Genomic DNA, 13,188 nt, shown 5'->3' on the forward strand with positions numbered 1-13,188 from the left:
TGGCGGTCGAGCTCGGCGACAACATCGGGCTCGGCGTGCAGGTCGATGATGGCGTAGATGCCCTCGAAACTCTTGCGGATCTCGTAGGCGAGCCGGCGGCGACCCCAGACGTCGACCTTCTCCACGACGCCGCCACCGGAGCGGACGACGGTCAGATACTGGTCAAGGGATGGTGCCACCGTGCGCTCCTCGAGATCGGGCTCGAGGATCACCATCAGTTCATAGTGCCGTGGCAAGGGTGAACCCACCTCCTGTGGACTCGGGCGGCCACGGAGGGTTCCGTGGCAGGAGGGACAGCGCCGCGTGCGGCGGGACGCGGGGCGAACCCGCACGGACCGACCAGCGGCAACCTGGCAAACACTACTCGATACCGTCCGGCCCGATCTCTCCCGGCCGGGGCTCGGCCACGTCTGCCCGCCCACCGCCGTCCGACGCCTCGCGCCCACGGCTGGCGGCGACCACTCGCAGACCGCCGCTGGCCACTCCGAGAACGAGCGTCAGCGAGATCACCACCAGCAGGCCGTGCGCATGCCGGTCAGGCGACGGCCAGATCGCGGCGACCACGAGCACGACCACGGCGGCGGTCAGGCCGACAGAGGCGACGAGCAGCGCAAACCCGCGGCCGGCGGCAGGGGTACTCCTCACAGCTCCACATCCTGCCCGTCGTGACTCCTCGTCAGCCCCCACCGGCACTCAGTCGACCCACTGGCCCTGGGTGAAGGCGACGACGAAGGCCGCCATCACCGGAGCCGAGAGCCAGACATACACCGGCCGCACCCACGGCCGGCGTGTCGCGACGCGTCCGAGCAGCAGGTATATCGGAAATGCCACCAGCATCGTCCGGATTCCCGAGGCGTAGTAGTTCGAGCAGCTCATCAACAGCGTGGCGCCGCCGACGAAGGCAGCCTCCCCGAGGCGGGCCGAGCGGATGAGCACCACGGTCAGCACGACTCCGACGATGACGGCGGCCACCTCACCACGCCAGAACCAGGTGAACGCCGACGACTGGGACGCGTCGAAGGCCGCATCCCAGGTCGTCCGCCACCCCACCCACGGCCAGTCGATCCGCCGGTGCCAGCCTTCCCGCATGGCCTGCGCATAGGCGTCCCACCGACCCGTGCGAACCCGCAGGTAGGTGACGAAGGCGAGAACGGGCAGCGGCGGCAGGGCGAGCGCGAGTCCCGGCGGCGCGAACACCGGCAGCCCCGCACGGCGCCGGCTGAACACGTACTGCACCGCCAGTGCCAGGCAGAAGGGGATACCGGTGACCCGGGCGGATGCGGCGCCCGCGCCGAGCAGACCCGCCAGCCACCAGCGCTGCCTGCGCGCCGCAAGCCAGGACGTGGTGGCGAAACCGAGAAAGATCGCCTCGGAGTATGCAGCGCACAGGAACACCGCGTACGGGAACAGCACGACGGCGATGACCGCAAAGTCCGCACCACGCCGGTCAGGCCTGCCCCGCGCGTCCTGTTCGTCCTGCGCGTCCTGTCCGTCCTGCGCGCCATCCCGGTCCGCGACGGCCATCCGGCCCTGGGCATCTGTCCGGTCCGTGACAGCCGTCCGGTCCCTGACACCCGCGCGCGTCCGCACCGTCGCGAAGTCGTCCATCTGCATCTGCCAGATGGCTGCCACGGCAGCGGCACCCGCCACGAACGAGACCACCATCCCAGCGAAGGTCCAGTCCGGGACGACCAGGTGCGCAAGGCGCATCGCGATCGGGAATCCGGGGAAGTCCACCTCGGTGTGGTCGGCGTATTCCGGCGACTCGTAGCCGAACCGCGCGACCTTGGTGAACAGTCCGACGTCCCAGCGGCCCCACAGGGTGTTCAGATCCGGCAGGTCCGCGACCTGGCGGCCGGAAAGCGCCCGGGACGCGGCCAGCGAGAGCACGACCACCGCGACCCGGCTGGCGATCCACACCGGCAGAGTCGCCCGGACAGCCTGCGGAACGCGGTTGCGCCATGACCGGAGCACACCCACGCCACCGGCAGTACCCGGACGCGGAACCGGAGTGCGGATCACACCCGCGTGGGCTCTCGTGCCCGGCGCCGCCGCGGTGGCGTCCAGTGCAGCGGCATCCGGTCCGGTGGCGTCCGGCCCGGTGGAATCTGGCCCGGTGGAATCTGGTCCACCAGGTCCAGCGCTGCGGAAGGGATCCGCCAGAGGGCCAAAAGCAGCATGATTATGTTTTTGTCGTGCTGCCGGCAGCCCGGGTTCCGAAGGCATTGCGGGGCCATCCGAGGCCGGTGTCACGGGCTGGCCCCGGCCATGGCCGCTCCACCCCGCTGTTCCCCGCCGGCTACCGAGCGGCGGGGAAACACCTGACGTGCGTCCTGATGGACCTCCTGGCCGGCGTCCGCAGGGACGCCTGCCCTGCGGCGGCTGCGGCGGTCCGGAACTCCGTCGAGAACGCCGCCGGCCGGATCGTCCGCTCCGGTCATGCGGACCACGTCCAGTTCCGGCCGCAGGATCTCGCGGACGACCAGCCCGGCCAGCACGCACAGCATGAGATCGCGGATGGCGACGGCACCCACGAACCAGCCGCGGCCGATCCCGTGCGCTCCGTTGGTGTCGTTGTAGACGAAGTGCAGGAACCGGGTGAGCAGCAGGTATGCCTCGCTGGCCTGCCAGGCGAGGAACGCCGGCCACCGCGGCCTGGCCAGTGCCGCCAGCGGTACCAGCCACAGTGTGTACTGCGGGGAGAAGACCTTGTTGCTCACCAGGAAAGCGACGACGGTGAGGAACAGCAGTGCCGGCAGGCGCGGACGCCGCGGAGCCAACCATCCCAGCGCCGCGACGCCCAGGAGAAGCATCCCAAGAACGATCATCGAGACGATGTTGAGCGTACCGGTGGAGATCCCGTTGTCCCGGACTGCGCCGAGCACCTCCGGGACCATGACCGCGACCAGCAGCCACCCGACAAGCCCGGCCAGCGCGATCGGTACCCGCCGCGCAGGCCGGAGCGAGGCGGCCGTAAAACCCGCCACGGCCAGCAGGAGCCCGACCAGCAGCATGACGATCAGATGCAGGGGTCCGAATGCTCGGGGTGAGAAGGAACCGGCCAGCCATGTCGTGGCGAACGCCAGGGAGTCCCAGTCGGGACCGCGCTGTGAGTTGAGATCGACGAAGCGCAGCATCGCGTTCGTGGCACCGCCGGAATGGCCGCCGAGCAGGGCAGGCCAGTCACCACCGGCCCAGAACGTCGTCCAGATGCTGTCACCGGTGCGTTGATCGTCGGCAAAGTAGCCGGCGACCAGCCACAATGGCGCCCACACGGCGGCGGCGGTCACGACCGTTGCCACCAGGGCGCGACCGAAGGCCCAGCCCCTGCCCGCGCGCAGGGCCAGCACGGCGACGGGTAGGAGGAACAGCAGCGGGTAGAACTTCGTCGCCGCACCGAGCCCGAACAGGATGCCGGCAAGCGTGGGTACGCGGCGTGACCAGGCCAGCAGCCCCCCGGCGGCGAACGCGACCGCGACGATGTCCCAGTTGGTCAACAGATGCAGCACCAGGCCGGGGGCGAGCGCGAACAGGGCTGCGTCCCATACCCGTGCCCGGCCCGCGGTCAGCGCTGTGCAGAAGACCGCGACACAGCTCGCGACCAGGAACAGCAAAGCTGTGACGTCGTAGAAGACGGCCGTTCGCTGGTCGATCGTGTAGCCGGCCAGCACCTGCCTGCCGCCTTCGTCCCGGTACACCGGCTGTGACGGCGAGGCGGCACCGGCGACCGACGACGCGAACTGCATGACCGCGCCGATCAGCGGCGGGTACTCGGTCGGATAGTCGAGGAAGGGACGCTTGCCCGTGGCCAGACCTTCCTGACCGTACAGCGCGACCACGTCGGAGTAGCACATCCGCGTGTACTGATACTCGTGCGACCAGTTACGGGTGTCACGGCACGGCGCCTTCTGCACGTAGGCGAGGACGCACGCGAGAACGGTGAACGCCATGAGCACCCGCAGCGGCGTCCACCAGCTCCGGCCGGCGCCGATGCTGGCGTGGTCACCTGGCGGACCACCGACGAGCATGCTCGCACCGGCGACCACCGGGTCCTCCCGGGACGGGCAGACCGGGGTGACGGGGGTTGCTCCCGATGAGCGCTTACCACCCGTTGCGAACGCCAGCGGTCGCACGGTCATCCGCGGACCCGTCGAGACCACTGGGGAACCCGTCGGAGCACCCGGTGATCCGGCAGACGGGCCTGTCGCTGCCGGATTCCTCCCACGTCGGCACAGCCGACGTGGGAGGAGGTTCGGAAGGCTCCGAAGAATCTAGCCATGCACCATTCTCGCCCGCACAACACGCCTTCCCACTCGGTGGTTGAGGGAGCTGGACAGTCCGGGGAGTCGAGCCCTCCGGGCCTCCACCCGACTGCTCCAGCCCATCGGACTTACCCGGCTGGGTCCTCGAACTGGGGTAACCCGTCGTTCTTCGAACGTCTGGGGTTCGGGGTCGCTGTCGGTCCGACCTGTCCGTCGGGGGACGAGGTCGCGACGGTCGACGGTAGGAACCGTGCTGTCGGTCGCCCCCGCCGGTCAGGTACGTCCGCCGTATCCGTCGCCTCGGGTGAGGCAGTGGGCTCCGACGAGATGGTCGGCTGCGGAGTCGGTGACGGCGACGCGTTGGTGACGGTGCCACCGTACTTCGGCGGGGGGAAGCCCTGGGGCGTCACGCCGGTGAGGGCGCCGTCCATGAACGCCTTCCAGATCTTCGCCGGGTAGCCGCCACCGTAGACACCGCCGGTGGCCCCCGGAATCCCCGTCAGAGCGGTCGCCTTGCTCACGCCACCGTCACCGCGGAACATGTTCACGCAGGCCGCGACCTGCGGAACGTAGCCGCAGAACCACGCGGTCCGGAAATTGTCCGTGGTGCCGGTCTTACCGGCTGCCGGACGGCCGTCGGCAAGCTGCGCGGCCTTGCCCGTACCGTTCTTGAGGACCGCCTGCAGGGCATAGGTCACATCGGCCGCCACATTCGCGGGAATGGCGTTCTTCGAGGTGGTCGGACCCTCGTAGATGACCTTGCCCTTGCTGTCGATCACCCGGTCGACCAGGTGCGGGACGGCGGCCTTCCCACCGTTGGCGAAGGTGCCGTAGACCGCAACCATGCTTTTGGCGGTGATGCCGTCACGGCCGAGGGTCACACCGGCGTCGTCGGTCAGCTTGACGTCCTTGGCCACGCCCAGGGCGTGCGCGGTGGAGACGACGTTGTCGATACCGGCCTCGATGCCCAGCGGAACGTAGACGGTGTTGACCGACTCGGCGGTCGCCTCGATCAGGTCGATGTACCCGAAGTTGCCGTGTTCCTCGTCGTTACGCACAACGTACGTCCCGCTGCCGTCGGTGGCCTTTCCGGGAATCCGCAGCACGTCCGGGGCCTCGTAGACCGACTTGAGGCTGGCTCCCTCCTGCAGCGCGGCCGCCAGCGTGATCGGCTTGAAGGTCGATCCCGGTGGCACCTGCGCCCCGGAGACGTTGTCGACGTAGGAGGTCTGGCCGTTGTCGCCCTTGCCGTAGATCGAGCCCCCATACCAGGCCAGCACCCGGCCGGTACCCGGTTCGACCGCGACCAGGCCGGTCCTCAGGTCGGGAACGGTGGTGTAGGGCTTGGCCAGCACGTTCGTCACGGCCAGGTAGGCGGCGGTCTGTCGGCCCTGGTCGATGCTGGTCTGGATGCGCAGACCCTCCAGGTTGATCTGCTGCTCGGTGATCCCGGCATCGACCAGCTCGTCCTTGACCTGGTCACGGATGTAGGCGGCCTGCGGCGAGGAGAGCGCCATTCCGTTGGACTTGTCCCGTTCCAGAGTCACCGGCGGCTTCTTGTCCGGCGTCAGACGGGAGGCGTCAAGCCAGCCCTTCGCGACCATCGTGTCCAGCACCTCGTGCCACCGACGTTCGGCAGCGGCCGGGGTCACCCGCGGGTCCAGCCCGTTCGGGGAGCGGATCAGCCCGGCGATGACCGCACCCTCCTCCGCGGTCAGGTCCTTGGCCGACTTACCGAAGTACGTCTTGGACGCGGCCTCGATGCCGTACGCCCCACGACCGAAATAGATCGTGTTGAGGTAGGACTCCAGAATTTCTTCCTTGGAGTACTTCCGGGCCAGCTTGACCGCGAGGACGATCTCCTTCATCTTGCGGGAGAAGGTGCGCTCCTGCGTCAGATAGGCGTTCTTGGCGTACTGTTGGGTGATGGTCGACCCGCCCTGGGCGATCTCACCACCGCGGACGTTCACCCACAACGCCCGAGCAATTCCCTTCGGAGAGATGCCGGGCTCGCTGTAGAAGTTCTTGTTCTCCGCCGCGAGCACGGCGTGCTGGACGTCGACCGACACCTCGGACAGTGGGACGTCCGTCCGGTTGACCGTCCCGATCTTGGCGATCTCCGTCGTGCGGTCCGCGTAGGTGATGATGGACGTCTGCTCGGCGGCGTTGACGGTCGCCGGCAGCGGCACCTTCGTGAAGGAGTAGAGGACGGCGACCAGCGCGGCAAACATCAGCACGCAGAACAGCAGCCCGAACATGACCAGCCGGCGCAGCCACTGCGGACGGTTCCGCCAGAACATCGGACCCCGTCTTCCCTGACCCGGCCTGACCGGGGGCTGCTTGGCCTCGTCCGCGCGGCTGTGACGACCACCGACACGGGTCGAGGGGTCCGGATCTTCACCGACGCGTTCCAGCACGCCGTTCGTCGGGGCCGCGGCGGGGACGTCATCCGGACGGGGACGGCGTACATAGGTGGTGGAGTTGGCGGTCCGTTCCCGGACGCCAATGCGGTCCATCGCGGCCCGGTCGGTCGTGTCGTACATGCTGTTGACAGGCTGACCCCGCCGGTCGGAGCGCACCGACGTCTGGTCTGCGTCGCCGTGTGCGGTGCTGCCGGGGGCAGCGCCCGCCCTGCCGGGTGCGCCACCGTCGTGCCGGGTGTCACCGTCCGAGCGGCTGTTCGGGTATCCGTTCACAGGTCCGGCATCCGGATGGTCCCGGTCGGCCTGGTCCCGGTCGGCCTGGGCACGGCCGTCGTCGTCGCGCGGGTACACGTCCCGATCGTAGATGTTGGCCTCACTGACAGTCCCGTCCGTGGCTGCGGGAGTGAACCCCGCGTCGTCGGTGGCTGTTGTGAGACGGTACGCCGCCCCTCACAACCGCACGCACACCGGGCTCTTCTTGACGGCTGACCCAGACAGCTCTTAACGGCTGACACGGACAGCCGTCAGGACATGCTGGCGCGACCGGCGCCGTTATTCCTCAGCCGTCTTCCGGCGGGTCGTCCGTTTGACCCGCGGCCGGCCGGTACCGATCACGAATGACATGATCAGATGATTCCAGGCACAGGACGTACAGACCTCGACAACGTAGACACGCAGTTCGCTGAACTGTTGGGCGAGGGACGGCAGGTCCCTGGTCGCCCGCACCCGGCCGGAACTCACGCCGAGCTCATCACCATAGGTGTACGTGACATTGGTCAAAGGCTCGCGGCCCCGGCAGACCGGGCAGCGCCTGGTGGTCGTCTCCCCGTGGTATTTGGCCGCCCGCAGCAGGTATGGGTGCGCGTCACACACATCCGTCGTCGACACCCTGCCGGCATGCAGGTCAGCGAGTGTCGCCCGCCGGGCGAGCGCGTAGTCGACAACCGACCGTGGACGCATGGCATAAGACGGTACGCCGGATGCGTCATGCTGGCAGACGGTCCGGACACAAGCCCATGCGACGCCGAAAGAGCACCGAACACCGGACACGGCACGGCACGGCACGGTTGTCCATGCAATTACCTGGGAGCCAAGACCTGGGCCCGCGGCAACGATCCGGCCATCTCAGCTTTCCGCGCCAGACATCCCTGGTTGCCTTCGTTATCCTGAAGTGGCATGCTCGATGTATCGGAGCGATATGTCTTACCGTTAGATCAGCATGTCTTACCACTGGATCGACCAGATAGATCAAACCGATGGATCGCAACGCTGGACTGGCCTGGACATACCGGTCACGTCGGTGTTACGGCTGACTTCCGAGGGAAGGAGCGGGGATGTTGGAGCTGGCCGTCCTCGCGCTGCTCTCCGAAAGCCCGATGCACGGCTACGAGCTGCGCAAACGCCTCAACACCATGCTGGGGACCTTCCATCGTTTCAGCTACGGCTCCCTGTACCCCTGCCTGCGCAAGTTGCAGACCGAGCACTACGTCACGGCCGACGACTCCAGCGCCGCAAATCGCCTCGGTGGTCGCAGTCGCGTCGTCTACACCCTCACCGCCGAGGGCAAGGAGCGCCTCGGCGCCCTGCTCGGTGAGGGCGGTCCGTCCTCCTGGGAGGACGAGATGTTCGGCATCCGGTTCGCGTTCTTCGGCAAGACCGATGCCGACGTGCGGTTGCGCATCCTCGAAGGCCGGCGCGGACGACTGGAGGAACGGCGGGAGAAGGTCCGGTCCGCCCTGGCCAGGACCCGCGAGCGTTTCGACTCCTACACCCTCGAACTGCAGCGCCACGGCCTTGAGTCCGTCGAACGCGAGGTCCGCTGGCTGACCGAGCTGATCGAGACGGAGCGTGCGCAGGCACCGGCCACCGGGCCGTCCATAGAAACATCCACAGAGTTGTCCACCGATTCGACGCCGCCGACGCCGTCGGATCCGGGAGGGAACGGCAACGAGGTCCCGCCCGCGCGTTAGTACCCGCGTCGGTGCCACCTCGGCCGGATCCCGCCCACCCGCGTCCCACAACCGCAAAAGGAGCAGACCGTCATGGGTTCGGTACGTGTCGCCATTGTCGGTGTAGGCAACTGCGCCGCATCCCTCGTCCAGGGGGTCGAGTACTACCGCGACGCTGATCCGTCCGCACAGGTCCCGGGCCTGATGCACACCCAGCTTGGGGAATACCACGTCGGGGATCTGGAGTTCGTCGCCGCGTTCGACGTGGACGCGAAGAAGGTCGGGCGCGACCTGTCCGAGGCCATCGTCGCCAGCGAGAACAACACGATCAAGATAGCGGAAGTGCCTCCGCTGGGTATCACAGTCGCCCGCGGCCACACGCTGGACGGCCTTGGTCGCTACTACCGGGAGACGATCGCCGAATCCGACGACACCCCGGTGGACGTCGTCGCCGCCCTGCGCGAGACCCGAGCCGACGTCCTCGTCTGCTATCTGCCCGTGGGCTCCGAAAACGCGGCGAAGTTCTACGCCCAGGCCGCGATCGACGCCGGCGTCGGCTTCGTCAACTGCCTGCCGGTGTTCATCGCGGGCCGCCCCGAATGGGCGGAGAAGTTCCGCGCCGCGGGTGTTCCGATCGTCGGTGACGACATCAAGTCACAGGTCGGCGCCACCATCACCCACCGGGTGCTCGCGAAACTGTTCGAGGACAGAGGCGTCGTCCTGGACCGCACGATGCAGCTCAACGTCGGCGGCAACATGGACTTCAAGAACATGCTCGAACGGGACCGGCTGGAGTCCAAGAAGATCTCCAAGACGCAGGCGGTGACCTCCCAGCTCTCCCACGAGATCGGCAAGGACAACGTCCACATCGGCCCGTCCGACTACGTCGCCTGGCTGGACGACCGCAAGTGGGCCTATGTCCGCCTTGAGGGCCGCGCGTTCGGTGACGTGCCCCTGAACCTGGAATACAAACTCGAGGTCTGGGACTCCCCGAACAGCGCCGGTGTCGTCATCGACGCGGTCCGCTGTGCCAAGATCGCCCTTGACCGGGGTATCGGCGGACCGCTGCTTGCGGCATCCTCGTACTTCATGAAGTCGCCGCCGGAGCAGTACCGGGACAACATCGCCCGGGACAAGGTGGAGGCGTTCATCAGCGGCGAATAGGAACCCGCCGGCCAAAGGCGACGCGACAATGGTTACCAGCGCGTCGCCGGAGGCCACCGGCGTCAACAGCCGCTGTGACAGTGCCCGGCCACCCGGAGGGGGTGGCCGGGCACTGTCACAGTCGGGGTCAGGTCTTGACGTCAGGTCTGGGCATCGGCGCACGTGTGCGTCCGGCCCATCATGGTGGGATCCGCCGTCGCGGCAGCCGCGGGGAGCCGGTGGGACACCGTCATCGCCGGATCGGGAACAGGCGTCCGCGGCCCGCGGGCCCGCAGGTACAGCAACGCGCACACAATGTAGCCGCCTCCGGCGACCAGCACCATGACAGGCGACCGACCGGTGACTGGCAGGGTAATCGCCGCCAGCGCCGCGGCGGCCACATAGGCCACGTTGAACAACAGGTCGTAGAGGGAGAAGGCGCGGCCCCGATAGGCGTCCTCGGTCTGTTCCTGCACGATCGTGTCCACGCAGATCTTGCTCGCCTGGGCGGCGAAGCCGATCGGAATCGAGCCCACGATCAGCAGTGGCGACGAGAACGGAAGGCACAGGGCAATCTCGATGATCCCGGCGGCGAGTAACACGAGGCTGATCCAGGTCTGCTTGCTGATCCGCCGGGTCACCCTCGGGGTGACGAACGCGGCCGCGACCGTGCCCACCCCGCTGGCCGCCACCAGCAGCGCAAGGCCACCGAGACCGCCGTCCGCGCCCATGAAGTAGTTGCGGTAGAGCAGGACGGCCATCACCGTCGTCAGACCATACGCCGCCCGCGAGCCGGTCAGCGCGGCGAGCGCGTACCGGGCCGGGCGCCGCTGCCACAGGTGGTCGGCGCCGGCCGCCAGCTCCACGACCACCTGCCGGGCCTCGCGCAGTACGCCCTGCCCGGGTGCGGAGTGCAGCGGTCCGAACTCGTACCGGCTGGCGCGGCCCGCGGTGCCCGCCGCGGCCAGGTAGACCAGACCGGCGAGCGCGGCCACCAGAGCGACACCCGCGTCGTCACCGCCGATCAGCCCGCGTATGCCACTACCGATTCCGGCGCCGACCAGCGTCATGACCGTCCCGGACGTCACCGACAGGGCGTTCGCCGTGACCAGCTTCCCGGTGGGGACGACGACGGGCAGCCCCGCGGACAGTGCCGCGAGCACGAAACGGTTGACGCTGACCACCGCGAGCGCAGTCGCGTAGAAGTCGACGCCGGTATGGCCGGCCGCGATGAGCATGACAAGCAGGACGAGCAGCACCGCCCGCACCAGCCCGCACACCACCAGCACCCGCTGCCGTGAGATCCGGTCGAGCACGATCCCGGCGAACGGACCGATGACGCTGAACGGCAGCACCACGATCGCCAACGATGCCGCGAGCGCCGCAGCGGACGTCGCCCGTTCCGGGGAGAACAGCACGTAGCTGACCAGACTCGCCTGGAACACGCCGTCGGCGGCCTGCGAGGTCAGTCGGGAGGCGAGAAGCCGCCGGAATCCCGTCGACGTTTCGGGGAGCTGGGCCTTCGGCGCCGCGGAAAAAGCATGATCGCGCGACCGTCGGCCCTCCAGCCCGAGGAGTTGTCGCAGATCTCCGGCCCGCGCCACACCCATGAGCCTACGGACCTCTCCCCTGACACGCGTGCGGTCCGCCCCCGGTGTTCGTGGCCCCGGTTGTCGTGGCAGGGATCCCCGGGACGTCCGTGGGGCGCACGCGCAGGTCCGAGGTTCAGCCGCCGCCCGGCGAGATCCGGGACCTGACGGTGGAGTCGGCAGGAAGGCCGGAGTCGAGATGCTCGCCGGGAATCTCCCCGGGGATCTCCCCGGGGATGGGGACGTTGTTCGCGCGCGCCCAGCGGAACAGCTCCGCCTCGGCTGCCTCGCGCCCGACCAGGCCCGCCTCGAAACGGAAGTCGAGCATGTGCGCCCGGGCCTGCCCCACCAGCCGGCCAGGCGTCAGGCCCAGCAGCGCCATGATGTCGTCCCCGGACAGCTCCGGGCGGATCGCGGCGATCTCCTCCTGCTCGGACAGCCGGGCGATCCGTTCCTCCAGCGCGTCGTACGTGGCAGCCAGCGTCTCGGCCTTGCGCCGGTTACGCGTCGTGCAGTCCGAGCGCACGAGCTTGTGCAGCCGGGACAGCTGCGGCCCGGCGTCGTGGATGTACCGGCGCACCGCCGCGTCCGTCCACTCACCGCGCCCGTAGCCGTGGAAGCGCAGGTGCAGGAACACCAGCAGAGTGATCGCGTCCGCGACGTCCTTGGGGAAGCGCAGCGCGGCCAGACGCCTGCGGGTCATGTCGCGCCCGACCACCTCGTGATGATGGAAGGAGACACCGCCCCCTGGGGCGTGCCGGCGGGTCCGTGGCTTTCCGATGTCGTGCAGCAGCGCGGCCCAGCGCAGCACCTCGTCCGGACCGCCGTCGGGTGGCGGGTCCTCCAGGGCGATGGCCTGGCGCAGCACGGTCAGGGTGTGGGTGTAGACGTCCTTATGCTGGTGGTGCTCGTCGATCTCCATCCGCAGCGCGGGCAGTTCGGGCAGCACGACGTCGGCGACGCCGACGTCCACCAGACGGGCAAGCCCGGCGACGGGATCAGCCGCAACCATGAGTTTGCGCAGCTCGTCCCGGATGCGTTCCACCGCGACGATCTTCAGCCGGGGTGTCCTCGAACGCATCGCCGCGACCAGTTCCGGCACCGGGACCAGCCCGAGCTGGGCCTCGAAGCGGGCCGCGCGCAGGATGCGCAGCGGGTCGTCGTCGAAGGATGCCTCGGGGGCGCCGGGTGTGCGCAGCACCTTGCGGGCGAGGTCGCCCATACCGCCGAACAGGTCGACGAACTCGTGGCCGGGTACGGACACCGCCATGGCGTTGACGGTGAAGTCGCGGCGGACGAGGTCCCCCTCGAGGGTGTCGCCATAGGCGACCACTGGATTCCGCGAGGTGCGGTCATATGCCTCGGTCCGGTAGGTGGTGACCTCGAACCGTACTCCGGCCCGGATCAACCCGACGGTGCCGAAGGCGATCCCCACCTCCCAGACCCCGTCCGCCCAACCGCGGGTGATGTCAAGGACCTGTTCGGGACGGGCGTCCGTGGCGAAGTCGAGGTCGGCACCGGCCACGCCGGACGTTCGAGGGCCGCCGGCCGCGTCCGCGGTGCCGGTCGGGCCCGGACGGCCCAACAGGGCGTCCCGGACGGATCCGCCGACCAGATACAGGCTGTGGCCGGCGTTGGCGAAGACCCGTCCGAGATCGTCAGCCGAAGCCGGCACCTTGAGCAGGGCGCTGACCGCCCGCTCCGCGGAGTCACGTGGGTTGTCCAGGCAGATCACCGACACTGTCCTAGGGTATAGGCCGGGATCAGACCGTTCCGGCAACCACCTGCCGATCGGTACTCGCCGATCAGCATTCTCCCGGCC

10 protein-coding genes are annotated in these 13,188 nt (G+C 68.7%); 2 read left to right on the plus strand and 8 right to left on the minus strand.

Annotated elements, in window-relative coordinates; all coding sequences use genetic code 11:
- The 6 genes from rpsF to CV1CTNOD_RS24040 form a co-directional block, all read right to left on the minus strand.
- A partial coding sequence (gene rpsF / locus CV1CTNOD_RS24015; RefSeq protein ID WP_131788250.1) for a 30S ribosomal protein S6 occupies window positions 1–215 on the minus strand: 215 nt, incomplete at its 3' end.
- Window positions 216–360: 145 nt separating this feature from the next.
- Window positions 361–645, minus strand: a complete 285-nt coding sequence (locus tag CV1CTNOD_RS24020) for a hypothetical protein (RefSeq protein ID WP_131788204.1) — start codon at window positions 643–645, stop codon at window positions 361–363.
- A 48-nt stretch (window positions 646–693) separates the two neighbouring features.
- Entirely contained in the window at window positions 694–1,980 is a 1,287-nt protein-coding gene (locus CV1CTNOD_RS24025; protein WP_242606987.1) for a hypothetical protein, read from the minus strand.
- A gap of 269 nt (window positions 1,981–2,249) precedes the next feature.
- The gene (locus CV1CTNOD_RS24030) at window positions 2,250–4,139 is read right to left on the minus strand and encodes a glycosyltransferase family 87 protein (RefSeq protein WP_131788206.1); all 1,890 of its coding nucleotides are present in this window, start codon (window positions 4,137–4,139) and stop codon (window positions 2,250–2,252) included.
- Between the two features lie 251 nt (window positions 4,140–4,390).
- Window positions 4,391–7,036, minus strand: coding sequence for a transglycosylase domain-containing protein (locus CV1CTNOD_RS24035; RefSeq protein ID WP_242606988.1), 2,646 nt, complete (start codon window positions 7,034–7,036; stop codon window positions 4,391–4,393).
- A 201-nt stretch (window positions 7,037–7,237) separates the two neighbouring features.
- The gene (locus CV1CTNOD_RS24040; RefSeq protein ID WP_131788207.1) at window positions 7,238–7,645 is read right to left on the minus strand and encodes a DUF5318 family protein; all 408 of its coding nucleotides are present in this window, start codon (window positions 7,643–7,645) and stop codon (window positions 7,238–7,240) included.
- Between the two features lie 374 nt (window positions 7,646–8,019).
- On the opposite strand from CV1CTNOD_RS24040, the gene CV1CTNOD_RS24045 reads away from it, so the two are divergent.
- A complete protein-coding gene (locus CV1CTNOD_RS24045; protein ID WP_131788208.1) occupies window positions 8,020–8,655 on the plus strand; it encodes a PadR family transcriptional regulator in 636 nt (211 codons plus the stop codon).
- Window positions 8,656–8,727: 72 nt separating this feature from the next.
- Complete coding sequence (locus CV1CTNOD_RS24050) at window positions 8,728–9,798, plus strand: inositol-3-phosphate synthase (protein ID WP_131788209.1); 1,071 nt, start codon at window positions 8,728–8,730, stop codon at window positions 9,796–9,798.
- A 140-nt stretch (window positions 9,799–9,938) separates the two neighbouring features.
- Here CV1CTNOD_RS24050 and CV1CTNOD_RS24055 read toward each other — a convergent pair whose 3' ends face one another.
- Window positions 9,939–11,387, minus strand: a complete 1,449-nt coding sequence (locus CV1CTNOD_RS24055) for an MFS transporter (RefSeq protein WP_131788210.1) — start codon at window positions 11,385–11,387, stop codon at window positions 9,939–9,941.
- A gap of 115 nt (window positions 11,388–11,502) precedes the next feature.
- Window positions 11,503–13,101, minus strand: coding sequence for a CCA tRNA nucleotidyltransferase (locus CV1CTNOD_RS24060; RefSeq protein ID WP_131788211.1), 1,599 nt, complete (start codon window positions 13,099–13,101; stop codon window positions 11,503–11,505).
- Window positions 13,102–13,188 lie beyond the last annotated feature (87 nt).

This window comes from Protofrankia symbiont of Coriaria ruscifolia, from assembly GCF_900634745.1.
Classification (GTDB): Bacteria; Actinomycetota; Actinomycetes; order Frankiales; family Frankiaceae; genus Protofrankia; species Protofrankia californiensis.

Coding starts and splice junctions, on each gene's coding strand:
- CV1CTNOD_RS24030 (WP_131788206.1), bottom strand. CDS start 4,139: ATGACCGTGCGACCGCTGGCGTTCGCAACGGGTGGTAAGCGCTCATCG.
- CV1CTNOD_RS24040 (WP_131788207.1), bottom strand. CDS start 7,645: ATGCGTCCACGGTCGGTTGTCGACTACGCGCTCGCCCGGCGGGCGACA.
- CV1CTNOD_RS24045 (WP_131788208.1), top strand. CDS start 8,020: ATGTTGGAGCTGGCCGTCCTCGCGCTGCTCTCCGAAAGCCCGATGCAC.
- CV1CTNOD_RS24050 (WP_131788209.1), top strand. CDS start 8,728: ATGGGTTCGGTACGTGTCGCCATTGTCGGTGTAGGCAACTGCGCCGCA.
- CV1CTNOD_RS24055 (WP_131788210.1), bottom strand. CDS start 11,387: ATGGGTGTGGCGCGGGCCGGAGATCTGCGACAACTCCTCGGGCTGGAG.